This is a genomic window from Pseudomonas sp. NY15354 (assembly GCF_048068075.1).
Lineage (GTDB): Bacteria > Pseudomonadota > Gammaproteobacteria > Pseudomonadales > Pseudomonadaceae > Aquipseudomonas > Aquipseudomonas guariconensis_C.
Map to the genome: position 1 here is coordinate 219,810 of NZ_JBLUPV010000001.1, position 25,598 is coordinate 245,407.

The window sequence follows — 25,598 nt, forward strand, 5'->3', positions numbered from 1 at the left end:
CAAACGCCCCGACTTGTTCGGGGCGTTTGTTTTTGTGCTGAAAAAAGGCTCTTCAGCCCATCAACTGCATCATTTTTTTGGTACCCAGTACGCTGATCGCCCGCTTGAGGTTGTATGCGGTCACGGCCAGAGCCATCTCAGCCCTTGTCCCTTCGAGTTGTCGCAGCAGGAAGCGCCCGTTCCCAAATAGCCATTGTTTAAGATTGCCAAATGGGTGTTCCACGGTGGATCTACGTAGCTCCATCATTTCCGGATGCAGTTGCATCCGCTTCGCCATTCGTTCAAAGGCCTCCTCCTGTGCGTGACGCGAGACGTAGCGGCGCTTGGCCGTCGTACATTGGGTTTTCAGCGCACATCCAGCACAGTCGCTGATTGCTGCCTGGTAGATCCGGTCGCCCTTGTAACGTTGCTTCAAAGTTAACCACTGACCTGCCGGGCACTGATAGCGATCCTGTTCAGCGTCGTAGGTAAAGTCCTTGCGCTCGAACAATGCCTCTCCGCCTGGGTTCGAGGTTCGGTTTGGCGGCACGTACGCAGTAATGGAGGCGTCCTCACACGCCTGGAACTGCTGGCCGTTTGAGTAGCCCATGTCCGCTGTCACGGTCAGAGCGTCTTGCCCAAGTTCGGCCTTGGCTGCTTTAGCCATGGGTTCGAGCTGCTTGCGGTCATCACCTTCTTGCGTCACTTCGTGATGCAAAATCAGGCAGTGTTCTGCGTCGACAGCAGTCTGCACGTTATAGGCAACACGCGCCCCCTTGGGCGTGCGCATCATTCGGGCATCGCTTTCGTGCGCGTTGAATTGCTCCAGCCCCATCGATTGCATCAAGGCTTGGCAACTGCGATTGTCTTGCTGCTTGGCCTCAAGCTCCGCCAAGGCTGCCTTGATCGCAGTGCGATCTACCACCTGCTCGCCCTCAGTCTTATCAGCGGCATCCAGGTCAGCCAGATATTGGGCGATGCGCTTATCCAGCTTCTCGTCCTGACGCTTGAGCTGATTCAAGTTCAGATGGCGTCGCGCGGAAGCGACTGCCTGAAACTTGCTCCCGTCAATGGCAACCAGGTCACCGGCAATCAAACCGGCAGTTCGGCAGAACTGCACAAAAGCCCGGCACGTCGTGACGAACGCAGCTTTGTTGTTCTTACGGAAGTCGGCGATGGTCTTGAAGTCGGGTTTAAGCCGGTTGATCAGCCACATCACTTCGATGTTGCGCTGGCATTCAGCTTCCAGGCGACGGGACGAACGAATGCGCTGGAAATAGCCATAAAGGTAGAGTTTGAGCTGATCGGCGGGATCGTAGGCGGGGCGCCCGGTGGCCTTGGGCTGAGTTTTCTCAAAGCCGAGCTGACCCAGATCCAGCTTGGCGACATACAGGTCGATGACCCGTACGAGGTGATCTTCAGGGATCAATTCCTCCAGCGAGACCGGGAACAGGCTGGTCTGACTGCGGGACTCTCCTTGTATGTAGGCCATAACGAAAAATGCTCCGTATCTTTCGATATGGAGCATTCTCTTAAAGGGCCGGGCAGATTGCTAGGTTTTCACACAGTCTGAGAAGGCGCCTTTTTCATTACAAGCGGTATCGATCAGCCGATGGCCTTGGAGGCCAACCAGAACAGGCCGGCGGCCAGGCCCATCGAGGCTGGCAAGGTCAAGACCCAGGCCAGCAGGATGGTCTTCACGGTGCCGCCTTGCAGGCCGCTCTTGTTGGCGACCATGGTACCGGCCACACCCGACGACAATACGTGGGTGGTCGAGACCGGCAGGCTGAACACGTTGGCCATGCCGATGGCGCAAGCCGCGGTGATCTGTGCCGACATGCCCTGGGCGTAGGTCATGCCCTGCTTGCCGATCTTCTCGCCAACGGTCAGTACCACGCGCTTCCAGCCGACCATGGTACCCAGGCCCAAGGCCAGGGCGACGGCCACGATCACCCAGAACGGTGCATATTCGGTGGTGGCGGTCAGGTCCTTGCGCAGCTTCTCGAGGTCGGCCTTTTCACGGCTTTCCAGGCCTGGGAGCTTGCCGACCTTCTTGGCGGTGTCATCCAGGCAGAGCAGGTAGCGACGGACTTCGACGCGCTTCTCCGCGCTCAGGTCGCGGTAGTCGGTGACACCGTGCAGCGACGATTGCAGGGCGGCAATGGTTGGCTCGGTCTGCTGCGGGTTGCAGCTGAACTGCTCCGGCAGGTCGGTCGACTTGGCCTTGCCCAGTGCCAGGAACTCGCCCAGGGTGGCGGCGTTGCGCTGGTAGAACTGGCTCATGTGCAGGGTCGCGTCGCGGGTGCGCTCGATCTGGTAGGTGGTGCTGTTCAGGTCGAGGACGAACTTGGCAGGAACGATACCGATCAGTACCAGCATGATCAGGCCGATGCCTTTCTGCCCGTCATTGGAACCGTGCACGAAACTGACGCCCATCGCGGAAATCACCAGCACCAGACGGTTCCAGAAGGGTGGGTGCTTCTTGTCGTCCAGCTTGCGGCGCTGTTCCGGTGTCTTGTGCATCTTCGACAGCGGGCGCCACCATTTCAGACCGATCAGCACCAGGGCCGCGACGGCGAAGCCAGCCATGGGCGAGACCACCAGCGACATGGCGATGTCGATCGCCTTCTGCCAGTTGACGCCATCGCCCAGCGGGATGTCGTTGAGCAGGGCATTGGCCAGGCCCACGCCGAGGATCGAGCCGATCAGCGTATGGGAGCTGGAAGCGGGAATGCCGAAGTACCAGGTGCCCAAGTTCCAGGTGATGGCCGCGGCCAGCAACGAGAAGACCATGGCCAGCCCGTGTCCGGTGTTCACGTTGATCAGCAGTTCGACTGGCAACAGGTGGACGATGGCATAGGCCACCCCGACGCCGCCGAGCAGAACCCCAAGGAAGTTGAACACCCCGGAAAAGAATACGGCCAGGTGCGGTGGCATGGCTTTGGTATAGATGACGGTGGCTACCGCGTTGGCGGTGTCATGAAAGCCATTGATGAACTCGAATGCGAGCACGAAGGTCAGAGCGAGCAGCAAGCTCACCAGCACCCACGCATCCAGTCCGCTGAATAAATCGATCATGAAGGTTGTCTGGCGGTCATAGGGGGGCGCGATTATGCCAGAAAACCTTGGCAATCGATGCCCCCACGACAGATCAACGAGGCTGACAAACCCTCGTGGATGCTGCCGGTAGAGGTGAGGTTGGCGGGTTTTTGCGTGGTTAAAATCGGTAAAAAACCGTAAAAAACCAGGAAAAGCCCGGAATCATGAAAATATGGAGTGATTCAAACGGTTGTATGAAATTTGTGTAATTCCATTTCATCCATGTCGCTTCAGTCAAAACCCCAGCGCGCACCAATACCCTTCAGGCGGTGGTGCGTCGCTTCACAAGGCACACCGGGTCAGGTGTGCTCGCTGCGCAGTTCCTTTTCCATTTTTTCCAGCTCTTGGGCGAAGACCTGGTCTTGGACAGTGGCGCGCTTGCGCCATGGTTTGCGCTCCGGTTCCGATTGCGCGGCGTAGGTGGTGACTTCACCACCGTATACTTCCTTGTAACGTTCAGCCTGGCGCTCGAGTTCCGCGCGCAGTTCTTCTTTCGTCACAGTAATACCCGAATAGGTTGAAATTTTGCCTTGGCCTTCATTCTGCAAAGTTATGCAGACGGCTACGTCACCAAGGCGAACATGCTGTCGCAGCGACAGGATCCATGAGGTACATGGCACTTGGATTAACGGGGAGTAGGCCCTGAGCCCTGCACCTGGCTTGCTGGCGGCGGCTCGAAGGAGGCGCCGGAGGCGGTCGTTCTGAATGAGCGATCCGGCCAGCGAGTTTGATTATAGCAATCGACAAGTCAATGGCCATCATTCTTTAGCGCCACGTGCCAAAACATTCAAAGTTATGGATAGGCACAACGGCGATAATCAAATCGACCGTGAAAGTTCGAGGCGGGCTCGCCCATGAAAGTTCGGGCGAACAACAAGAAAAACAAAAACGGCCTCGTGAGTAACGAGGCCGTTGCCTGGGGACTTCTACGGTGGGTACCTGACCAGTCTCTCCAAAGAAGCCACATGTGGCAGGAGAAAGGTATAAGTAAAAGTGTCAGCGGTCAATTGCGATTATCGGCCGTTGGTTCGATAATCGCACAAGCGACCGTTTTTTTTGAGGTTCACCATGAGCGAAGAAACCCAGGACAAGGCCTCCGCCAATTCGGAGCCAGGACGTACCGCAGCGCCTGCGCTGGCCCCGCCGATCGTGGCCTCGCCCGCCAAGCGTATCCAGGCGTTCACCGGTGACCCGGACTTCATGACGTCCCTGGCCCGTGGACTGGCGGTCATCCAAGCCTTCCAGGAGCGCAAGCGCCATCTGACCATCGCCCAGATCAGCCATCGCACCGAGATCCCGCGGGCGGCGGTGCGCCGCTGCCTGCATACCCTGATCAAGCTGGGCTACGCGACCACCGATGGGCGTACCTACTCGCTGCTACCCAAGGTCCTGACCCTGGGGCATGCGTATCTTTCCTCGACACCCTTGGCCGTGTCCGCACAGCCTTACCTGGACCGTATCAGCGATCAGTTGCACGAGGCGGCCAACATGGCGACGCTCGAAGGCGACGACATTCTCTATATCGCCCGTTCGGCCACGGTGGAGCGGTTGATCTCGGTCGATCTGTCGGTGGGAGGCCGTTTGCCGGCCTACTGCACGTCCATGGGGCGAATCCTGCTGGCGGCGCTGGACGATGCGAGCCTCTGGGAATACCTCGAGCGCGCCGACCTCAAGGCTCGCACCAGTCGAACCCTGCACGATCCGGACTCGCTGTTCGCCTGCATCCAGCAGGTGCGTGCCCAGGGCTGGTGCGTGGTGGACCAAGAGTTGGAGCAGGGGCTGCGTTCGATCGCCGTGCCGATCTATGACGCCTCCGGGCAGGTACTGGCAGCCCTCAACGTCAGTACCCACGTGGGGCGAGTGACGCGCAGCGAATTGGAACAGCGCTTCTTGCCCATCTTGCTGGCGGCCAGCCGGGACCTCTGTCACCAGTTGTTTGGATAGCGTGGTGGGGCCGCTTGCGGCCCCTTCACGATGCAGGGCCGAACCGTTCGGCGCGTTTCCCGTTCGATAAACGCACAGTCTCGTTTCCCGCGAATTGCGCACGCCCGATGGGCTGATTAATGTCTTTCGCAGCGGTCGGTTTGCCGACCGGACAATAACAACATCGAGACGCACCCATGAGCACTGTCCTTTCGCTGTCGCGGCCGCACCCGCCAGCAGCGTCGCCGCTTTCCGGCTGATTCACCGACTCATTCGCTTATCCTGCTCCCTGCGCATGCCCTGTGTGCAGTGGCCTGCCTGCGCCTCATTTTCCGGACAACAACAATGAATAAACCGCAAACCGCTGTCGGAAATTGCCTCGACGTCCAATCCTTCATCAATGACCAGCCATTGTCCCGCTATCAATGGCGGGTGGTGATCCTGTGCTTTCTGATCGTCTTTCTCGATGGTCTGGATACCGCTGCCATGGGTTTCATCGCTCCGGCCCTGTCCCAAGAATGGGGCATCGACCGCGCAAGCCTTGGCCCGGTGATGAGCGCTGCGCTGATCGGCATGGTGTTCGGTGCCCTGGGTTCCGGACCTTTGGCTGACCGCTTCGGGCGCAAGGGCGTTCTGGTCGGCGCCGTACTGGTATTCGGCGGCTTCAGCCTGGCCTCGGCCTATGCCACCAACGTCGATCAACTGCTGGTGCTGCGTTTTCTGACCGGCCTGGGGCTGGGCGCTGGCATGCCCAATGCCACTACGCTGCTCTCCGAATACACCCCCGAGCGACTCAAGTCGCTGCTGGTGACCAGCATGTTCTGTGGCTTCAACTTGGGCATGGCTGGTGGTGGCTTCATTTCCGCCAAGCTGATCCCGGCCTACGGCTGGCATAGCCTGCTGGTGATCGGTGGCGTGCTGCCGTTGTTGTTGGCCGTGGTGCTGCTGGTGTGGTTGCCGGAGTCCGCGCGGTTTCTGGTGGTGCGTAATCGCGGCATCGACAAGGTCCGCAAGACCTTGGCTCCGATTGCCCCCGCCAAGGTGGCCGAGGCGTCCAGCTTCAGCGTGCCGGAGCAAAAGGCGGTGGCGGCCGGCAACGTGTTCGCGGTGATCTTCTCCGGTACCTATGGCCTGGGCACGGTATTGCTCTGGCTGACCTATTTCATGGGGCTGGTCATCGTCTACCTGCTGACCAGCTGGTTGCCAACGCTCATGCGTGACAGTGGCGCGAGCATGGAGCAGGCGGCGTTCATCGGTGCGTTGTTCCAGTTCGGCGGTGTGCTCAGCGCAGTGGGCGTGGGCTGGGCGATGGACCGCTTCAACCCGCACAAGGTCATTGGCCTGTTCTATCTGTTGGCGGGGGTGTTTGCCTACGCGGTAGGGCAGAGCCTGGGCAACATGACGCTGCTGGCGACCCTGGTGCTGGTGGCGGGCATGTGCATCAACGGCGCGCAATCGGCCATGCCCTCGCTGGCGGCGCGGTTCTACCCCACTCAAGGGCGCGCCACCGGGGTGTCGTGGATGCTCGGCATCGGTCGGTTCGGCGCGATCCTCGGCGCCTGGAGTGGCGCGACATTGCTGGGGCTTGGCTGGAATTTCGAGCAGGTGCTGACCGCGCTGCTGGTGCCGGCGGCACTGGCCACCGTGGGCGTGGTGGTGAAGGGGCTGGTGAGCCACGCCGACGCGACCTGATCGCTCAGGAGGGGGCGTGCGCTAAGGTCTGGGACGAATGGATAGCAGAACAACAAACGGTTCGATAATCGAACAAAAGTGCGATTATCGGATTGTAAGCGCCCCGCCCACCTCCTTAATCTGAGCCCATCGCAGCGATGCATCGGCCCGCTGCTCCCTGACCCGACTCGTCCTGACCAGGAGTCTCCAATGGCAGCAATCCTCTCGCTTCACGACGCCGTGAAGCAATTCATCCAGGATGGCGATACCGTCGCCCTCGAAGGTTTCACCCATCTGATCCCGACCGCCGCCGGCCATGAGATCATCCGTCAGAACAAGCAGGATCTGACTTTGGTGCGCATGACTCCGGACCTGATCTACGACCAGTTGATCGGTGCCGGTTGCGCGCGCAAGCTGATCTTCTCCTGGGGCGGTAACCCCGGTGTGGGCTCGCTGCACCGTCTGCGCGATGCGGTGGAAAAACAGTGGCCTCACGCCATCGAAATCGAAGAGCACAGCCACGCTGACCTGGCCAACGCCTACGTCGCGGGGGCCTCGGGTCTGCCGTTTGCCGTGCTGCGCGCCTACGCAGGCTCCGACCTGCCCAAGGTCAATCCGCTGATCAAGAGCGTGACCTGCCCGTTCACGGGGGAAGTGCTCGCCGCCGTGCCGTCGGTGCGTCCGGACGTCACCGTGATCCACGCCCAGAAGGCCGACCGCAAGGGCAACGTGTTGCTCTGGGGCATCCTGGGTGTGCAGAAGGAAGCGGCTCTGGCGGCCAAGCGTTGCATCGTTACCGTCGAGGAGATCGTCGATGACCTGCAGGCGCCGATGAATGCCTGTGTCCTGCCGACCTGGGCGCTCAGTGCCGTATGCCTGGTGCCGGGCGGTGCCCATCCGTCCTATGCCCATGGTTACTACGAGCGCGACAACCGCTTCTACCAGGCCTGGGACCCGATCGCCCGCAACCGTGAGTCGTTCACTGCCTGGATCGACACCTATATCCGTGGCACCGCCGACTTCAATGAATTCAAGGCCAAGCTGGCCAGCACCGCGGAGGCTGCGCAATGAGCTATTCCACTTCCGAAATGATGACCGTCGCCGCGGCCCGTCGCCTGCGTAACGGTGCGGTCTGCTTCGTGGGTATCGGCCTGCCGTCCAAGGCCGCCAACCTGGCGCGCCTGACATCCTCGCCAGACGTGGTGCTGATCTACGAATCCGGCCCGATCGGTGCCAAGCCCAGCGTGTTGCCGCTGTCGATTGGTGATGGCGAGCTGGCCGAAACCGCCGATACCGTGGTGCCTACTGCCGAGATCTTCCGCTACTGGCTGCAAGGTGGTCGTATCGATGTGGGCTTCCTCGGCGCAGCCCAAGTCGACCGCTTCGGCAACATCAACACCACCGTGGTCGGTGATTACCACGCGCCCAAGACCCGCCTGCCGGGTGCAGGCGGCGCGCCGGAGATCGCTGGCTCCGCCAAGCAGGTGCTGATCATCCTCAAGCAGTCGCCTCGCGCCTTCGTCGAGAAGCTGGACTTCATCACCTCGGTCGGTCACGGCGAGGGCGGCGATTCGCGCAAACGCCTGGGCCTGCCGGGCGATGGCCCGGTCGGCATCATCACCGACCTGTGCATCATGGAGCCGGAAGCCGGCACCCACGAGTTCGTGGTCACCTCGATCCACCCCGGCGTGACCCGCGAGCAGATCGTCGCCGCCACCGGTTGGCAGATCCGCTTCGCGGACAGTGTGCAGACTACCGATGCCCCCACCGAGGTCGAGCTGGGCGCACTGCGCGACCTGGAAGCCCGCACCGCCGCCGCCCATGGTCAGACCGCAGGAGAAGCCTGATGCGTGACGTATTCATCTGCGACGCCATCCGCACCCCGATCGGCCGCTTCGGTGGCGCCTTGGCCGGCGTGCGTGCCGACGACCTGGCGGCGGTGCCGCTCAAGGCGCTGATCGAGCGCAACCCGCAGGTTGACTGGTCGCAGCTCGACGAGGTGTTCCTGGGCTGTGCCAACCAGGCTGGCGAAGACAACCGCAACGTGGCGCGCATGGCGCTGCTGCTGGCCGGCCTGCCGCAGAGCGTTCCGGGCGTGACCCTCAACCGCCTGTGCGCCTCGGGGATGGATGCGGTCGGTACCGCGTTCCGTGCCATCGCCAGCGGTGAGATGGAGCTGGCGATCGCAGGCGGCGTGGAGTCGATGTCCCGTGCCCCGTTCGTCATGGGCAAGGCCGAGAGCGGCTACTCGCGCAACATGAAGCTTGAGGACACCACCATCGGCTGGCGTTTCATCAACCCCCTGATGAAGGCCCAGTACGGCGTGGATGCCATGCCCGAGACCGCCGACAACGTGGCCGACGATTACCAGGTTTCGCGCGCCGATCAGGACGCCTTCGCCCAGCGTAGCCAGCAGAAGGCAGCGGCAGCCCAGGCGGCAGGGTTCTTCGCCGAAGAGATCGTGCCGGTGCGTATCGTTCACAGGAAGGGCGAGACCTTGGTCGAGCAGGACGAGCACCTGCGCCCAGAGACCACTTTGGAGGCCTTGGCCAAGCTCAAGCCGGTCAACGGCCCGGACAAGACCGTCACCGCTGGCAATGCCTCGGGCGTCAACGACGGTGCGGCTGCGCTGATCCTGGCGTCGGCTGAAGCAGTGAAAAAGCATGGCCTCACCCCGCGTGCGCGGGTGCTGGGCATGGCCAGTGCCGGTGTGGCGCCTCGGGTGATGGGGATCGGCCCGGTGCCAGCGGTGCGCAAGCTGAGCGAGCGACTGGGCATCGCGGTGGCGGATTTCGATGTCATCGAGTTGAACGAAGCCTTCGCCAGCCAGGGCCTGGCCGTACTGCGCGAGCTGGGTATCGCGGACGATGCCCCGCAGGTGAACCCCAACGGCGGTGCCATCGCCTTGGGCCATCCGCTGGGCATGAGCGGCGCTCGTCTGGTGCTGACCGCGCTGCATCAACTGGAGAAGCGCGGCGGGCGCAAGGGCCTGGCGACCATGTGCGTTGGCGTAGGGCAGGGGCTGGCCTTGGCGATCGAACGCGTGTGATCGGGTGACGTCCGGCAGGTTCGGCCCATTCGGCGGGTACCCCCCTACAGGCTCACCGTTGAACCTGTGGGTTACCCGCGAATGGGCCTGAGCTGGAGCACAACGCCGGGACCCTGTTGAACCATTGCCCCACGATTGGAATCAGCCAGGTGCAGGCAGGACAGCGGAACGAGATTGTTACTGGGTGTGTCTAGACTTAGCAGTGACCTTCTAGGAGTAAGCACGTCATGACCTCTAGCTACTACACAGGCGAGGAACGCAGTAAGCGCATCTTCGCCATCGTCGGTGCCTCCTCGGGCAACCTGGTGGAATGGTTCGACTTCTATGTCTATGCCTTCTGCGCCATCTACTTCGCCCCGGCCTTCTTCCCCTCGGACGATCCCACCGTGCAGTTGCTCAATACCGCCGGGGTGTTCGCCGCAGGCTTTCTGATGCGTCCGATCGGTGGCTGGATCTTCGGCCGTCTGGCCGACCGCCACGGTCGCAAGAATTCCCTGATGATCTCGGTCCTGATGATGTGCGGCGGCTCGCTGATCATCGCCTGCCTGCCGACCTACGCGAGCATCGGCACCTGGGCGCCGGCCCTGCTGTTGCTGGCGCGGCTGATCCAGGGGCTGTCGGTGGGCGGTGAATACGGCACCACCGCGACCTACATGAGTGAAGTGGCATTGCGCGGGCAGCGCGGCTTCTTCGCCTCGTTCCAGTACGTCACGCTGATCGGCGGGCAGTTGCTGGCCGTGCTGGTGGTGGTGATCCTGCAGCAGTTGCTGACCGAAGACGAACTGCGCGCCTATGGCTGGCGCATTCCCTTCGTGGTCGGTGCCATCGCCGCGCTGATCTCGTTGATGCTGCGCCGCTCGCTGAAAGAGACCAGCAGCGCCGAAACCCGCCAGGACAAAGAAGCCGGCACCATCAGCGGGCTGTTTCGCAATCACGCCGCGGCGTTCATCACCGTGTTGGGTTACACCGCCGGCGGTTCGCTGATCTTCTACACCTTCACCACCTACATGCAGAAATTCCTGGTCAACACCGCCGGGATGAACGCCAAGAGCGCCAGTTTCGTGATGACCGGGGCGCTGTTCCTGTTCATGATCCTGCAGCCGCTGTTCGGCATGTTGTCCGACCGCATTGGCCGGCGTAACTCGATGATGCTGTTCGGCGCCTTGGGCACGGTGTTCACGGTGCCACTGCTGATGGCGCTCAAGACTGTGACCAGCCCGTTCCTGGCCTTCGTGCTGGTGAGCCTGGCGCTGTGCATCGTCAGTTTCTACACCTCGATCAGTGGCCTGGTGAAGGCCGAGATGTTCCCCACACAGGTTCGGGCCCTGGGCGTTGGCCTGGCCTATGCGGTGGCCAATGCGGTGTTCGGCGGATCGGCCGAGTACGTGGCGCTGGGCTTGAAAACCCTGGGGATGGAGAACACCTTCTACTGGTACGTGACCGCCATGATGGCGGTGGCCTTCCTGTTCAGCCTGCGCCTGCCGAAACAGGCAGCGTATCTGCACCATGATCATTAAGGACGTTGCATGACCAACCAGCTCTTCGACGCTTACTTCACAGCGCCCGCCATGCGCGAGATCTTCTGTGACCGTGGCCGCCTGCAGGGCATGCTCGATTTCGAGGCGGCCCTGGCGCGCGCCGAAGCGGCCGTCGGGCTGGTGCCGCACAGCGCCGTGGCGGCCATCGAGACTGCCTGCCACGCCGAACGCTATGACACCCGTGCCCTGGCCGAGGCCATCGCCACGGCGGGCAACTCGGCGATCCCCTTGGTGAAGGCTTTGGGCAAAGTGATCGCCAGCGGCGTGCCCGAGGCCGAGCGTTACGTGCACCTGGGGGCGACCAGCCAGGACGCCATGGACACCGGGCTGGTGCTGCAATTGCGCGATGCCCTGGCGCTGATCGAGGCCGACCTTGTCCGGCTGGCCGAGACCCTGGCCCGCCAGGCCCTGCTGCATGCCGATACGCCCTTGGTGGGGCGCACCTGGCTGCAGCACGCGACGCCGGTCACCCTGGGCATGAAGCTGGCCGGGGTGCTGGGCGCATTGACTCGCCATCGTCAGCGTCTTGCAGAGTTGCGTCCGCGCCTGCTGTGCCTGCAGTTCGGCGGTGCCTCCGGCAGCCTCGCGGCCTTGGGCAGCAAGGCCTTGCCGGTGGCTGAAGGGGTGGCCGGGGAACTGGGCTTGAGCCTGCCCGAGCAACCTTGGCACACCCAGCGCGATCGGCTGGTGGAGTTCGCCTCGGTGCTGGGGCTGGTGGCTGGCACGCTGGGCAAGTTCGGGCGCGATGTCAGCCTGCTGATGCAGACCGAGGCGGGGGAGTTGTTCGAGCCCTCCGCGCCGGGCAAGGGCGGCTCCTCGACCATGCCGCATAAACGCAACCCGGTGGGCGCGGCAGTGCTGATCGGCGCCGCCGCACGGGTGCCGGGCCTGGTGTCCACGATGTTCGCGGCCATGCCTCAGGAGCACGAGCGCAGCCTGGGCCTGTGGCACGCCGAATGGGAAACCCTGCCGGAAATCTGCTGCCTGGTGTCCGGCGCCCTGCGCCAGGCCCAGGTGATCGCCGATGGCATGGAGGTGGATGCCAAGCGCATGCGCCGCAATCTGGATCTGACCCAGGGCCTGGTACTGGCTGAGGCGGTGAGCATCGTCCTGGCCCAGCGCCTGGGGCGTGATCGCGCCCACCATCTGCTGGAGCACTGCTGCCAGCGCGCGGTGGCCGAACAACGCCATCTGCGCGCGGTGCTGGGGGAGGATGCGCAGATCAGCGCCGAACTGAGCGCGGAAGAACTCGACCGCCTGCTCGACCCAGCCCATTACCTGGGCCAGGCCCGCGTCTGGGTGGCGCGTGCCGTGGCCGAACATCAACGTTTCACTGCCTGAAGGAGACCGCTGTGGCGCAACTGCAACTGGCCGATGGCGTATTGAACTATCAACTCGACGGCCCAGAGCACGCCCCGGTGCTGGTGTTGTCCAACTCGCTGGGTACCGACCTGCACATGTGGGACACGCAGATCCCGGCGTGGACCGGGCATTTTCGCGTGCTGCGCTACGACACCCGTGGCCACGGCGGCTCGCAGGTCACCGAGGGTCCTTATCGCATCGAACAGCTCGGCCGTGACGTGCTGGCGTTGCTCGATGCGCTGGATATCCCGCGGGCCCACTTCGTCGGCCTGTCCATGGGCGGCCTGATCGGTCAGTGGCTGGGTGTGAATGCCGGCGACCGTCTGCTTAGCCTGACCCTGTGCAACACCGCTGCGAGGATCGCCAACGACGAGGTGTGGAACACCCGAATCGACACCGTGCTCAAGGGCGGCCAGCAGACGATGGTCGACCTGCGCGATGCCTCCATCGCCCGCTGGTTCACCCCAGGCTTTGCCCAGGCCCAGCCCGAACAGGCCCAACGTATCTGCCAGATGCTGGCGCAGACTTCGCCTGCGGGGTATGCCGCCAATTGCGCGGCAGTGCGTGATGCGGACTTTCGTGAGCAACTTGTAGGGGTGAAGGTAGCGACCCTGATCGTCGCGGGTACCGCGGATGCGGTGACCACGCCGGCGCATGGCCGCTTCATGCAGGCGCAGATCCCGGGGGCGGCGTACGTGGAGTTTGCCGCGGCGCACCTGTCCAATGTCGAGATCGGCGCGCCGTTCACCCGTCGGGTGCTCGATTTTCTGCTGGCCTGCTGAGGATCCTCCGATGGATGAGAAACAACGCTACGACGCTGGCATGCAGGTGCGCCGCGCCGTGCTCGGTGATGCCCATGTGGACCGCAGCCTGGAGAAGCTCAACGACTTCAATGGCGAGTTCCAGGAAATGATCACCCGCCATGCCTGGGGCGATATCTGGACCCGCCCGGGCTTGCCCCGGCATACCCGCAGCCTGATCACCATCGCCATGCTCATCGGCATGAACCGTAACGATGAGCTCAAGCTGCACCTGCGCGCGGCCGCCAACAACGGCGTGACACGCGAAGAGATCAAGGAGGTGATCATGCAGAGTGCGATTTACTGCGGGATCCCGGCAGCCAATGCCACCTTCCACCTGGCCGAGTCGGTGTGGGATGAGTTGGGGGTAGAGTCTCGCCAGTGAGAGAAAGGGGGCTGCGTTGCAGCCCATCGCGATACAAGGCCGCTCCTACAGGCCCGGCGCTGTATCTGGAGCGGCTCTTGGTGTTATCGCACTGCCGTTTTCTTGTGCCGCACCGCTACGGGCCCGGCATTGGCTTCCACGGCGCGCTTGAGCGCTGGACACAGCCCCAGCATGAAGGCCAGCTCCGCCACCACGAACAGCGGGCCGATGATCAGCCCGCTGATATCGTCCACGAATGCCGGCTTTCGGCCTTCGTAATAATGGCCGACGAACTGGATGATCCAACCCACCACGAAGGCACCGAGCCCGGCGCTCAGCCACAGCCCGGTAGCCTGGACCGCGAGCGCCTGGCCAATCCACAGGCACACCCCCAGCAACGCGCCCATGACCAGCCCGAAGCGCACATCCAGGCGCAGGTAGAACCACACCGAGGCGGCAGCGACCAGCAGCGCGGGGGACAGCCATAAACCTGCCATCGATCCGCCGGGGCGTGACAGCAGAATGGTCACCGCCAGCACGATCAGCGGAATCCCGACGAAGTGGGTGGCGATGTTGCGTGGGTCGCGGTGATAGCTGGCGTACTGGCTCAGGTGGTCGACTAGGGTCTTCATGGTGGTTCCTCCCTGGGGCCTGATTGGCTTGTACTTGACCCGGTTCATTCGCGGGTATCGCGGTGATAACTGAGGGCACTGGAGAATCCTTGGGAGCGGGTTCACCCGTGAAGAAGACGCTGCGCAGCCAGACAGTTGCTCCCTCTCCCGCGAAAGGGCGTCATGCTGAGCATAGCGCCCGGCCATCAGGGTCGGAACCCGGTGCAGGTGATGGCCTGCCATCACCGCAGCGAATGACGCTATCCCAGGCTGCGGGCAGATGGCTGGGCGGGCGTGTCGAGCCGCACCAGGGTCTCGATCATCGCCCGAGCCGCGGGCGAAAGCCGGTAGCCGCTGCGGCTGACCACCCCGCAGCGCACACTCAGCACCTCCAGCCCTGGCGGCAGGTTGCGCCAGTGCAGCCGGACCAGACGCCCGGCGGCGAGGTCTTCGACAACCGCCTCTTCGCTGGCACTGCCAATGGCGTTGGTGGCCAGCACGACACTGCGCAGCACGGCCAAGTGCTCGGTTTGCAGGTGAGGCGTGAAATCGCTGCGCCCGCTCAAGTTCGCCAGCCGCTTGCGCACCCCGGGAACGAGCAGGGCGCTGGCCAGTGGGTAGGCGAAGAGGTCATTGGTCGACAGGCTGTCCTTGGCCAGCAAGGGGTGACCGGGGCGGCAGAAGAACAACCCGGGGCGGGGTGTCAGCGGCTCGGTATGAAAGTATGGATCGGCCTCGAAGGGGCGGATATCGTCGACGAAGAACTCGATGTGCTCACGGCGCAGGGCCTGGCCCAGGCGTTCTGCGTTTTCCACTTGCAAGCAGGTGCGGATCCCTGGGTGCGCCTGGATGAAATACCGCAGGGCCTCAGGCACCAGGCGTGCGGCGAGCGCCGGCCCACTGCCGAAATGCAGCTCGCCAGCGTCGAGCTTGGTCATCTGCAGTACATCGTTGCTCAGTTGCGCGGCCCCCTGGACCAGGCGCCTGGCATGTTGCAGTACGACCTGTCCTTCAGGGGTGGGTTGAAGGGCCTTGCTGGCGCGGTCGACAAGGGGGCAGCCCAAGGTCTGTTCCAGCCCCTGGATGGCGCGGCTGAAGGCCGGCTGGGTGATGCCCATGGCTTCGGCGGCGCGAACGAAACTGCGGTGTTCGGTCAGGGCAATGAAGTAGCGCAGTTGGCGAAGGTCCATGTTCGGGCTCTGGTGCGAGATCAGGGCTCGGTTTTAGCGGGTCATCATATATAGCGTCAAAGAATGTTATTTGATTTGATTATTCCATATAGCTATTTAATGGCGGTCGAACGATCCGCGGGTAACCCACTCCCACAAAGCGGGTGGTGATCGTTGCTGGAACAGGTTTACCCGCGAAGAAGCCGGGCCTGGCTATAGCAGGTTCAGCGGATAGCTGATGATCAGGCGGTTCTCGTCGAATGCGTTGGTGCTGAAATCCCGGCGCATGGTGGAGTTGCGCCATTTCAGTGACAGGTCCTTGAACGTGCCGGCCTGAACCACATAGGCAAGCTCGGTTTCCCGTGCCCATTCCTTGCCGTCAGTGACACCGCCTGCCTGCACGTTGTCGCCTTTGATGTAGCGGTTCATCAAGGTCAGGCCGGGCACGCCGAGGGCGACGAAGTTGAAATCGTGGCGCACCTGCCAGGAGCGCTCCTTGGCATTATCGAAGCTCGAGTTGTAGCTGTCGTTGGCCAGGGTGCCGCCGCTGGTACCGTTGACGCGCATCCAGGCGTCATCACCGCTGACTTTCTGCAAACCCACGTAGAGCGTATGGCCTTGGTAGCGTGCCGAGAGCATGGCCGAGGCGGTGCGGTTGTCCAGTTCGCCGGCACGCTCGGCACCGTCCTCGCCGCCGACGAAGTAGCCGAGATTGGCGCCCAGGGTCCAGTCGCCCAGCGGTTGGCTGTGTACCAGGTTGAGGTACTGCTGGCGGTAGATGTCCTTGAGCTGGGCGTTCCACAGGCCAACCATCGTGTGCTTGTCGTTGAAGGTGTATTCGCCGCCCGCGAAGTTGAAGCGATCGGAGGTGAAGGCGGTGCGGCCATTGAGCGACATGTCTTCCATGCTGGCGTCGTTGCGCGGGCTGTTGCCACGGAACTGGCCGGCGTACAGGGTCAGCCCGGCGATCTCCTGGGAGGTGAGCTGGCCGCCGCGAAAGGTCTGCGGCAATGAGCGGCCGTCGTCCGAACGCAGGATCGGCAGCACCGGCATCCATTCGCCGACCTTCAGTTCGGTCTGCGACACCTTCGTTTTGAGCGCCACGCCAAGGCGGCCGAAATCATCGGCGGGGCGGCCGTCGTCATGCACGGGCAGCAGGTGGGTGCCGGCCGTGCCCTTGCCGCCATCGAGCTTGATCGAATACAGCCCGAGCACATCCAGGCCGAAACCGACGGTGCCTTGGGTGAAGCCGGAGCGGGCATCGAGAATGAAGCTCTGGGTCCATTCCTCGGCCTTGCCCTGGCGGTTGGCCGGGTCGACGAAGTTGCGATTGATGTAGAAGTTGCGCAGGTTGAGGGTGGCCTTGGCACCTTCCACGAAACCGCTTTCAGCGGCCAGGGAGGGCAGGGCGCAGGACAAGGCCAACAGGCCGGGCAGCAGTTGGCGTGCGGGTTGCAAAATGCTCATCGGTTGCGGATCTCTTGTTTTTATTCGGGCGAGCCGGTGCGCTGCGGGTGCGGGCCGCAGGGTTTGGCGTCTTTTTGTGAGAGCGTGTGCAACGTTGCGTGGGCGATGGTGCGGGGGAAGCCGGGGGCGAGGCAATTCGCTCGAAGCGGAACAGGGCGGTAATCGAACGGAATGTTCGCAGTGGTTAATTTATGCTGCCAGAGCGCGCCTCTTCACGGGTAAACCCACGGGCACAGCGGCGTTTTTGAGAGCGGCGTAACACCTGTGGAAGCGGGTTTAACCGCAAAGAAGGCTGGACTGCCATGAAAAAGCCCACCGCAAGGGTGGGCTTGATGTTGCTGCTGGGGCGATCAGCTTTTCGGTGTGTCCACCGAAGCCTGCTGATTGGCCTGCCCGGTCTGCTCGTACCAGCCACCACCGAGGGCCTTGTACAGGTTGACCTCGCTGACCAGCTGCGAGAGCCGGTCGTTGATCAGCGATTGCTGCGAGCTGAACAGGTTGCGCTGGGCATCGAGGAAGGTCAGGTTGCTGTCGATCCCGATGCGGTAGCGACGCTCGGCCAGGCGGTAGTAATCCTGGTTGGCGGACACCAGGTCGCGCTGGGCCTGCAGTTGCTCCTCGAAGGTCTTGCGTGCCGCCAGGCCATCGGAGACTTCCTGGAAGGCGGTCTGGATGGTCTTCTCGTACTTGGCGACGTTGATGTCCTTCTGGATCTTCGAGTAGTCCAGGCTCGCTTTCAGGCTGCCGGCATTGAAGATCGGCAGGTTGATCTGCGGCTGGAACAGCCAGGTGCCCGACCCGCCCTTGAACAGCCCGCCCATGTCCGGGCTCAGGGTACCGGCGTTGGCGGTCAGGCTGATGCTCGGGAAGAACGCGGCGCGGGCAGCGCCGATGTTGGCGTTGGCGGCCTTGAGCAGGTGCTCGGCTTCCTGGATGTCCGGACGACGTTGCAGCAGGTCCGACGTCAGGCCGGCCGGGACCTCGGCCAGCTGGTCGGCGTCGAGCTGAAGCGGTGCCGGCAGGTCGGCCGGCACGCCAGTGCCCAGCAGCACGGTCAGGCTGTTCAGGTCCTGTGCGACCAGGCGCTGGTACTGCGCCAGCTTGACCCGCGCGCCTTCAACGGCGGTGCGAGCCTGGCTCACATCGAGCGCCGACGCCACACCCACCTCATTGCTGCGGCGGGTGAGGTTGTAGCTTTCGACGTAGGTCTTGAGGGTTTCTTCGGTCAGCTTGAGCTGCGCCTGGTCGGCCTGCCAGGTGTAGTAGGCGTTGGCCACGCTGGCGACCAGGGCGATCTGCGTGGAGCGGCGGGCCTGCTCACTGGAGAGGTAGGTCTCCAAGGCCTGCTCGGTCAGGCTGCGCACACGGCCGAACAGGTCCAGTTCATAGGCGCTGACGCCCAAGGTTGCCGAGTACTGGCTGGTGATGCCCGCTTCGCCGGTCTGCGACATGTTCGCCGGTACCCGCTGGCGGCTGCCGCTGCCATTGGCCGATACCGCCGGGAACAGGTCGGCCCGCTGGATGCGGTACTGGGCCCGGTAGGCGTCGATGTTCAGGGCGGCGACGCGCAGGTCGCGGTTGTTGACCAGCGAGGTCTGGATCAACTGCTGCAACGCAGGATCATGGAAGAACTGACGCCAGCCCTGCTCGGCGGCGGCCACGTCGGCCGACTGGGTCGGCGAGTACGCAGGGCCTTGCGGCCACTGCGCAGCCACCGGCGACTCCGGGGTCTGATAGTCAGGGATCAGCGAGCAGCCGCCGAGGATGAAAGCGGTTACCGCCAGGGATAACAAAGACTTGGTCATTGCCCAGCCTCATAACGAGTAGTTTCAGGGGTGGCGTCGGATTCAGGCTTCTTGCTGCCGAACAGCGACGACACTGCTACGAAGAACAGCGGTACCCAGAAGATGGCCAGCACGGTCGCACTGATCATACCGCCGATCACCCCGGTGCCGATGGCGTGCTGGCTGCCCGAGCCTGCGCCGCTGGCGATGGTCAACGGTACCACGCCGAGGATGAACGCCAGCGAGGTCATGATGATTGGACGCAGACGCATGCGGCAGGCCTCGATGGCCGCGTCATACAGGCTGCGACCCTGCTCGTGCAGCTCCTTGGCGAATTCGACGATCAGGATCGCGTTCTTCGCTGCAAGGCCGATGGTGGTCAGCAGGCCGACCAGGAAGTACACGTCGTTGGACAGCCCGCGCATGCTGGTGGCGATCAGTGCACCGATGATACCCAACGGTACGACCAGCACGACGGCGATCGGGATCGACCAGCTTTCGTACAGGGCCGCCAGGCACAGGAACACGAACAGGACCGAGAGGGCGAACAGTGCCGGCATCTGCGAGCCGGAGAGTTTTTCCTCGTAGGACATGCCGGTCCAGGAGTAGCCGATGCCCGCCGGCAGTTCGCCTGCGATGCGCTCGACCTCGGCCATGGCCTCACCGGTACTGTAGCCCGGCGCCGGGGCACCGAGGATTTCGACCGCTTCCACGCCGTTGTAGCGCGAGAGCTTCGGCGAGCCGTAGCTCCATTCACCCTTGGCGAAGGAGGAGAACGGCACCATCTCGCCCGCGCCGTTGCGCACGTACCACTTCTGCAGGTCTTCCGGGCTCATCCGGGCGCTAGGTTCGCCCTGGATGTACACCTTCTTGACCCGGCCGCGGTCGATGAAGTCGTTGACGTAGTTGCCGCCCAGGGCGATGGACAGGGTGGCGTTGATGTCGGCGATGGTCACGCCCAGGGCGCTGGCACGTTCGTCATCGATGGTCAGCTGGTACTGCGGCTCGTCGTTCAGGCCGTTCGGACGCACCGCGCTGAGCACCTTGCTCTGGGCGGCCTTGGCCAGGAACTCATTGCGCGCTTCCATCAGTTTCGCGTGGCCGACACCGGCGCGGTCCTGGAGGAACACGTCGAAGCCGGTGGCGTTGCCGAGTTCGAGTACCGCAGGTGGCGCGAAGGCGAACACCATGGCGTCACGGAAGCTGAAGAAGTGTTTCTGGGCGCGGGCAGCGAGGTTGAACACGCTGTTTTCCGCCGAGCGCTCGTCCCATGGCTTGAGCATGATGAATGCCATGCCCGAGCTCTGGCCACGGCCGGCGAAGTTGAAGCCGTTCACGGTGAAGACCGAGGAGACGGTGTCAGCTTCGTCCTTGAGCAGGTACTCGCGCATCTGGTCGACCACCACCTGGGTGCGTTCGGAGCTGGAGCCGGCCGGAGTCTGGACCTGGGCGAACAGCACGCCTTGGTCTTCTTCAGGCAGGAACGCGGTGGGGATGCGCATGAACAGCCAGATCATGCCGACCACGATCAGGGCGTAGGCAAGCAGGAACGGGATCTTGTTGCGCAGGATGCCGCCGACGCTGCGCTCGTAGCCTTGTACGCTGCGGTCGAAGTTGCGGTTGAACCAGCCGAAGAAGCCGCGTTTGGCCACATGGTGCTCGCCCTTTTTCAGCGGCTTGAGCATGGTGGCGCACAGGGCCGGGGTGAAGATCAGCGCCACCAGCACCGACAGGCCCATGGCCGAGACGATGGTGATGGAGAACTGACGGTAGATCACACCAGTGGAACCGCCGAAGAACGCCATCGGCAGCAGTACCGCCGACAGCACAAGGGCGATACCCACCAGTGCACCCTGGATCTGCTCCATGGAGCGCTTGGTCGCTTCCTTGGGCGGCAAGCCCTCCTCGGACATGACCCGCTCGACGTTCTCCACCACGACGATGGCATCGTCCACCAGCAAGCCGATGGCCAGGACCATGGCGAACATGGTCAGGGTGTTGATGCTGAAGCCCGCGGCGGCGAGGATGCCGAAGGTACCCAGCAACACCACCGGTACGGTCATGGTGGTGATGATGGTGGCGCGGAAGTTCTGCAGGAACAGGTACATCACCAGGAACACCAGGACCACCGCTTCGATCAGGGTGTGGATCACACCGCTGATGGATTCGGTGACCACCGGAGTGGTGTCGTACGGGAACACGGCCTTCACGCCCGGCGGGAAGAACGGCTCCAGGTCGCTGATGGTCTTGCGCAGCGCCTTGGCGGTATCCAGGGCGTTGGCGCCGGTGGCCAGCTTGATCGCCAGGCCCGAGGCCGGGAAACCGTTGTACTGGGCGCTGATGGCGTAGTTCTCACCGCCCAGGCCGACCTTGGCGACATCGCTCAGGCGCACCTGAGAGCCGTCGCTGTTGACCTTGAGCAGGATCTTCTCGAACTGCTCGGCGGTCTGCAGGCGGGTCTTGCCGATGATGGTGGCGTTGAGCTGGGTGCCCGGCATGGCCGGCAGGCCACCGAGCTGGCCGGAAGAGACCTGCACGTTCTGCGCACTGACCGCGTTGCGCACATCGACCGGGGTCAGCTGGAATTTGTTCAGCTTGGCCGGGTCGAGCCAGATACGCATGGCGTACTGGGCACCGAACACCTGGAAGTCACCTACACCAGCAGTCCGCGAGATCGGGTCCTGCATGTTGGAAACGATGTAGTTGGACAGGTCGTCCTTGGTCATGCTGCCGTCTTCGGACACCAGGCCGATCACCAGCAGGAAGTTCTTCACTGCCTTGGTGACACGAATACCTTGCTGCTGCACTTCCTGCGGCAGCAGCGGGGTGGCCAGGTTCAGCTTGTTCTGTACCTGGACCTGCGCGGTGTCAGGGTTGGTGCCCTGTTCGAAGGTGGCGGTGATGGTCATGCTGCCGTCGGAGTTGCTCTCCGAGGACACATAACGCAGGTTGTCGATACCGTTGAGCTGCTGCTCGATGACCTGCACCACGGTGTCCTGCACCGTCTGCGCCGAGGCGCCCGGGTAGGTCACGGCGATGGCGATGGCCGGAGGCGCGATGCTCGGGTACTGGTTGATCGGCAGCTTCAGGATGGAGAGCGCGCCGACCAGCATGATGACCAAGGCGATCACCCAGGCGAAGATCGGGCGATCGATAAAGAACTTCGACATGGTTTACTCCGCTTTGGCGTCTACTTTCGCAGTGCTGGCCTGGTCTGGGCTGCCCGGCTTCTTGACGTTGGTGGCTTCGCTGACCTTGACCTCGACACCTGGACGCACGAACTGCAGCCCTTCGGTGATCAGGCGGTCGCCCGGGTTGAGGCCTTCCTCGATCAGCCAGTCGCTGCCCAGGGTACGGCTGGCCTTGAGCTGGCGCAGTTCGACCTTGTTCTCCTGGTTGACCACCAGGGCGGTGGGGGTGCCTTTCAGGTCACGGGTCACGCCCTGCTGCGGCGCCAGAATGGCGTTGGCATTGACCCCGGCCTTCAGGCGGGCGTGGACGAACATGCCCGGCAGCAAGGTGTGCTCGGGGTTGGGGAAGATGGCACGCAGGGTCACCGAGCCGGTGGTCTCGTCGACCGCGACTTCGGAGAACTCCAGGCGACCTTGCTGCTTGAACAGGCTGCCGTCCTCGAGCACCAGCTGGACGGAGGCGGCGTTCTCGCCGGCCTTCTGCAACTGGCCGCTTTCCAGGTCACGACGCAGCTTGAGCAGCTCGGCGGTGGACTGGGTGACATCGACGTAGATCGGATCGAGCTGCTGGATAGTGGCCATCGCGTTAGCCTGGCCATTGCTCACCAGTGCGCCTTCGGTGACCGAGGAGCGACCGACACGGCCGCTGATCGGCGCCAGGACCTTGGTGTAGCGCAGGTCGATCTGGGCGCTCTTGAGCGAAGCCTCGGCCTGCAATCGTTTGGCATTGGCGTCGTCGTATTCCTGCTTGGAGACAGCCTGCTCGTCGATCAGCTGCTTGTAGCGCTCGGCCAGCGAACGGGTGGCCTGCAGGTTGGCCTGGGCGTTGGCCAGGTTGGCTTCGTAGACGGCCGGGTCGATCTGGTACAGCTGCTGACCTTCCTTGACGTCACTGCCTTCCTTGAACAGGCGTTTGAGAATGATGCCGTTGACCTGCGGGCGGACCTCGGCGACGCGGAAGGCGGTGGTCCGCCCTGGCAGCTCGGAAGTCAGGGTATAGGCCTGGGGCTGGAGAGTGACAACGCCCACCAGAGGAGCCTGCGCCGCAGGCGCTGCTTCTTCTTTCTTACAGCCACTTAGCAGGGTTGCCAGGGCGACGGCGGAAACCAGGGCGGTGACGGCTGGCTTGAATTGCATAGGATCCTCGGGTCGCTAGAGCAGGGAGACGCTCAAGAATAATTGAAGTGTTTTCAGAAAAGGTGCTATCCGGTGGATAAATAGCTTACTAACGAATATACTTACATTCATGCTTGTTTGTAAATACCGCAATCAGCCTCAAGCGGGCGTTGCGGATCCGTCGAATACTCCCCGGGAGACGCCCTGAAAGAGGCGACCCCGGCCTGAACCCCGCGCGCCGGTCGAGCCTGCGGGTCGTGATGAGGTTGAGCTGCCATGGTCCGTCGAACCAAAGAGGAAGCCCAGGAAACCCGCGCCCAGATCATCGAGGCGGCGGAAAAGGCCTTCTACAAGCGCGGGGTTGCGCGAACCACCCTGGCCGACATCGCTGAACTGGCGGGCGTGACCCGCGGGGCGATCTATTGGCATTTCAACAACAAGGCCGAGCTGGTCCAAGCACTGCTGGACAGCCTGCATGAAACCCATGACCACCTGGCCCGTGCCAGCGAGAGCGAGGATGAACTCGACCCGCTTGGCTGCATCCGCACCTTGTTGCTGCAGGTGCTCAATGATCTGGTGCTCGATGCCAGGACCCGGCGTATCAATGAGATCCTGCACCATAAATGTGAATTCACCGACGACATGTGCGAGATCCGCCAGCAGCGCCAGGGCGCCGTGATGGATTGCCACGAAGGCATCGCCCTGGCCATGGCCAATGCCGTTCGTCGCGGGCAACTGCCCGAGGATCTCGACGTGCAGCGTGCCGCTGTCGCCTTGTTCGCCTATGTCGATGGCCTGATCGGGCGCTGGCTGTTGCTGCCGGACAGCTTCGACCTGCTGCGCGATGTCGAGCGGTGGGTCGACACAGGGTTGGATATGCTGCGCTTGAGCCCTTCCTTGCGCAAATGACACTTTGTGAATGATTGTGATGAAGTGTTTCCCCCTTTTATTAAGGGGGAGTTAATGGTACGCAGCATACCGCTGCAGTGCCGGCGGATGACATCACCGGCCTCTTAGTTGCCGATCTGGCATGGCCAGGGCGGCGGCCAGGCCCAGGAGCGACAGCGCGGCGCTGGTCATCAGCAGGTGGCGGAAGGTTTGCAGCAGTCGCGCCTGGCTCAGCGGGTCTGGCTCGCCGGCCTGCAGGCTACCCAACAGCGGATTGCCCAGCGCCTCGAAACCGCCTTGATGCAGCAGCGCCAGCAGCAGGCTGGACATGCAGGCCACCCCCATGGCACCACCCAGGGCGCGGAACAGGTTGGTGGTGCTGGTCGCCACACCGATGTCCTTCAGTTCTACCGCGCTTTGGGTACCCACCAGCGAGGTGGGAAACTGCAAGCCGCAGGCAATCCCGGTCAACAGCATGAACACCGCCCCGAGCAGCGCCGATTGGGGTGGTGTGAGGGCCATGCCGAGGATGGCCAGTGGCATCAGGATGAAACCGATGAGAATCTGCGGACGATAGCGACCGGTGCGGCTGGTCAGACGCCCACCTGTGAAGGCGCCAAGGGGCAAGCCCATCGCCAGCGGCAGCAGGTACAGCGCGGCGCTGTCGGCGCCAGCACCGGTGATGCTCTGGTAGCGCAGGGGCATCAGCATGGTCAGCGAGATCGACTGGAAGCTGGCGAAGAAGATCGCACACCAGCACAGCACCGCCGCGCGGTTGCCGAACAGCTTGAGCGGTAGCAGGGGCTCCGGGCAGCGCCGCTCATGGCCGATGAACAACACAAGGCCCAGCAGGGCAGCGCCCAACAGGGCCAGCACCGGCGGCGACAGCCAGGCCTGGCCTTGGCCGACCAAGGTGATGCCCAGCAGCAGGCTGCCCAGGCCCAGAATCAGCAGCAGCGCGCCGAGGTAATCCACCTGGGCTTCTCGGCGTTGTACTGGCATGCCCGTCAGGGCGCGACGGATCGCCCATAGGGCGAACAGACCCAGGGGCAGGTTGATCCAGAACACCCAGCGCCAGGACAGGTACTCCGTCAGCCAGCCGCCGAGGACCGGGCCGGCGACGCTGGCCAGGGCGTACATGCTGCTGAAATAGCCCTGGTAGCGGCCGCGCTCGCGAGGCGGTACGAAGTCGCCGATGATCGCCTGGCTCACCGAAACCATTCCTCCTGCGCCAATACCCTGGATCACGCGCGCCAGCACCAACTGCTGCATGTCCTGGGCCAGGGCGCAGGCCACCGAGGCGAGGGTGAACAAGGCCGTACCGGTGAGGATCATGCGTCGCCGGCCATACAGGTCGCCCAGCTTGCCGTAGATGGGCACGGCGATGGTCATGGCCACCATGTAGCCGGAGATCACCCAGGCCAGCAGGCCGACATCGTTGAACTGTGCGGAAATCGCCGGCATGGAGACCGCGACGATGGTCTGGTCCAGCGCACCGAGAAAAATCGCCAGCATCAGGGCGGTGAGGACTGTGCGCAGGACAGTGGGGGGCAGGGCGGCAGTCACGGAAATACCTTGTCGTGGTCG

20 protein-coding genes are annotated in these 25,598 nt (G+C 63.2%); 10 read left to right on the forward strand and 10 right to left on the reverse strand.

Annotated elements, in window-relative coordinates:
* Positions 1-52: 52 nt before the first annotated feature.
* The 3 genes from ACNFCH_RS01010 to ACNFCH_RS01020 form a co-directional block, all read right to left on the reverse strand.
* Positions 53-1,471 carry an IS1182 family transposase gene (locus tag ACNFCH_RS01010; RefSeq protein ID WP_416742102.1) on the reverse strand — a complete coding sequence of 473 codons (1,419 nt, stop codon included), beginning with the start codon at positions 1,469-1,471 and terminating at the stop codon, positions 53-55.
* Between the two features lie 113 nt (positions 1,472-1,584).
* Positions 1,585-3,057 carry an inorganic phosphate transporter gene (locus ACNFCH_RS01015; RefSeq protein ID WP_196163103.1) on the reverse strand — a complete coding sequence of 491 codons (1,473 nt, stop codon included), beginning with the start codon at positions 3,055-3,057 and terminating at the stop codon, positions 1,585-1,587.
* A 320-nt stretch (positions 3,058-3,377) separates the two neighbouring features.
* Positions 3,378-3,578 carry a hypothetical protein gene (locus ACNFCH_RS01020; protein ID WP_196163104.1) on the reverse strand — a complete coding sequence of 67 codons (201 nt, stop codon included), beginning with the start codon at positions 3,576-3,578 and terminating at the stop codon, positions 3,378-3,380.
* Between the two features lie 568 nt (positions 3,579-4,146).
* On the opposite strand from ACNFCH_RS01020, the gene pcaR reads away from it, so the two are divergent.
* From pcaR to pcaC, 9 genes are all read left to right on the forward strand, one after another.
* A complete protein-coding gene (gene pcaR / locus ACNFCH_RS01025) occupies positions 4,147-5,022 on the forward strand; it encodes a pca regulon transcriptional regulator PcaR (RefSeq protein ID WP_230392792.1) in 876 nt (291 codons plus the stop codon).
* Positions 5,023-5,346: 324 nt separating this feature from the next.
* Positions 5,347-6,693 carry an MFS transporter gene (locus ACNFCH_RS01030; protein ID WP_337157843.1) on the forward strand — a complete coding sequence of 449 codons (1,347 nt, stop codon included), beginning with the start codon at positions 5,347-5,349 and terminating at the stop codon, positions 6,691-6,693.
* A 189-nt stretch (positions 6,694-6,882) separates the two neighbouring features.
* Positions 6,883-7,743, forward strand: a complete 861-nt coding sequence (locus tag ACNFCH_RS01035) for a CoA transferase subunit A (protein ID WP_416742103.1) — start codon at positions 6,883-6,885, stop codon at positions 7,741-7,743.
* Complete coding sequence (locus tag ACNFCH_RS01040) at positions 7,740-8,519, forward strand: CoA-transferase subunit beta (protein ID WP_196163107.1); 780 nt, start codon at positions 7,740-7,742, stop codon at positions 8,517-8,519. The genes ACNFCH_RS01035 and ACNFCH_RS01040 overlap by 4 nt, the downstream gene beginning before the upstream one ends.
* On the forward strand, positions 8,516-9,721 hold the full coding sequence (gene pcaF / locus ACNFCH_RS01045; RefSeq protein WP_416742152.1) for a 3-oxoadipyl-CoA thiolase: 1,206 nt from the start codon (positions 8,516-8,518) through the stop codon (positions 9,719-9,721). The genes ACNFCH_RS01040 and pcaF overlap by 4 nt, the downstream gene beginning before the upstream one ends.
* A 227-nt stretch (positions 9,722-9,948) precedes the next feature.
* Positions 9,949-11,238 carry an MFS family transporter gene (locus tag ACNFCH_RS01050; protein ID WP_337157841.1) on the forward strand — a complete coding sequence of 430 codons (1,290 nt, stop codon included), beginning with the start codon at positions 9,949-9,951 and terminating at the stop codon, positions 11,236-11,238.
* A 9-nt stretch (positions 11,239-11,247) separates the two neighbouring features.
* Positions 11,248-12,600, forward strand: coding sequence for a 3-carboxy-cis,cis-muconate cycloisomerase (locus ACNFCH_RS01055; RefSeq protein ID WP_416742104.1), 1,353 nt, complete (start codon positions 11,248-11,250; stop codon positions 12,598-12,600).
* Between the two features lie 11 nt (positions 12,601-12,611).
* On the forward strand, positions 12,612-13,403 hold the full coding sequence (pcaD, locus tag ACNFCH_RS01060) for a 3-oxoadipate enol-lactonase (RefSeq protein WP_416742105.1): 792 nt from the start codon (positions 12,612-12,614) through the stop codon (positions 13,401-13,403).
* A gap of 10 nt (positions 13,404-13,413) precedes the next feature.
* A complete protein-coding gene (gene pcaC / locus ACNFCH_RS01065) occupies positions 13,414-13,806 on the forward strand; it encodes a 4-carboxymuconolactone decarboxylase (RefSeq protein WP_070093782.1) in 393 nt (130 codons plus the stop codon).
* Between the two features lie 83 nt (positions 13,807-13,889).
* On the opposite strand, the gene ACNFCH_RS01070 is transcribed toward pcaC, so the two are convergent.
* The 6 genes from ACNFCH_RS01070 to ttgA form a co-directional block, all read right to left on the reverse strand.
* Positions 13,890-14,417, reverse strand: a complete 528-nt coding sequence (locus ACNFCH_RS01070) for a DUF962 domain-containing protein (RefSeq protein WP_337157838.1) — start codon at positions 14,415-14,417, stop codon at positions 13,890-13,892.
* Positions 14,418-14,656: 239 nt separating this feature from the next.
* Complete coding sequence (locus ACNFCH_RS01075; protein ID WP_337157837.1) at positions 14,657-15,586, reverse strand: LysR family transcriptional regulator; 930 nt, start codon at positions 15,584-15,586, stop codon at positions 14,657-14,659.
* 192 nt (positions 15,587-15,778) lie between these two features.
* The gene (locus tag ACNFCH_RS01080) at positions 15,779-17,032 is read right to left on the reverse strand and encodes an OprD family porin (protein ID WP_337157836.1); all 1,254 of its coding nucleotides are present in this window, start codon (positions 17,030-17,032) and stop codon (positions 15,779-15,781) included.
* Between the two features lie 350 nt (positions 17,033-17,382).
* Positions 17,383-18,837, reverse strand: coding sequence for an AdeC/AdeK/OprM family multidrug efflux complex outer membrane factor (locus ACNFCH_RS01085; protein WP_416742107.1), 1,455 nt, complete (start codon positions 18,835-18,837; stop codon positions 17,383-17,385).
* Complete coding sequence (gene ttgB / locus ACNFCH_RS01090; RefSeq protein ID WP_416742108.1) at positions 18,834-21,986, reverse strand: multidrug efflux RND transporter permease subunit TtgB; 3,153 nt, start codon at positions 21,984-21,986, stop codon at positions 18,834-18,836. Before ttgB ends, ACNFCH_RS01085 begins: the two co-directional genes overlap by 4 nt.
* A gap of 3 nt (positions 21,987-21,989) precedes the next feature.
* Positions 21,990-23,144, reverse strand: coding sequence for a toluene efflux RND transporter periplasmic adaptor subunit TtgA (gene ttgA / locus ACNFCH_RS01095; RefSeq protein WP_196163116.1), 1,155 nt, complete (start codon positions 23,142-23,144; stop codon positions 21,990-21,992).
* Between the two features lie 255 nt (positions 23,145-23,399).
* Here ttgA and ACNFCH_RS01100 point away from each other — a divergent pair, with 255 nt between their 5' ends.
* Entirely contained in the window at positions 23,400-24,032 is a 633-nt protein-coding gene (locus ACNFCH_RS01100) for a TetR family transcriptional regulator (protein ID WP_337157834.1), read from the forward strand.
* Between the two features lie 93 nt (positions 24,033-24,125).
* Here the strand turns inward: ACNFCH_RS01100 and ACNFCH_RS01105 are convergent, their stop codons facing one another.
* Positions 24,126-25,577 carry an MDR family MFS transporter gene (locus ACNFCH_RS01105; protein ID WP_337157833.1) on the reverse strand — a complete coding sequence of 484 codons (1,452 nt, stop codon included), beginning with the start codon at positions 25,575-25,577 and terminating at the stop codon, positions 24,126-24,128.
* Positions 25,578-25,598 lie beyond the last annotated feature (21 nt).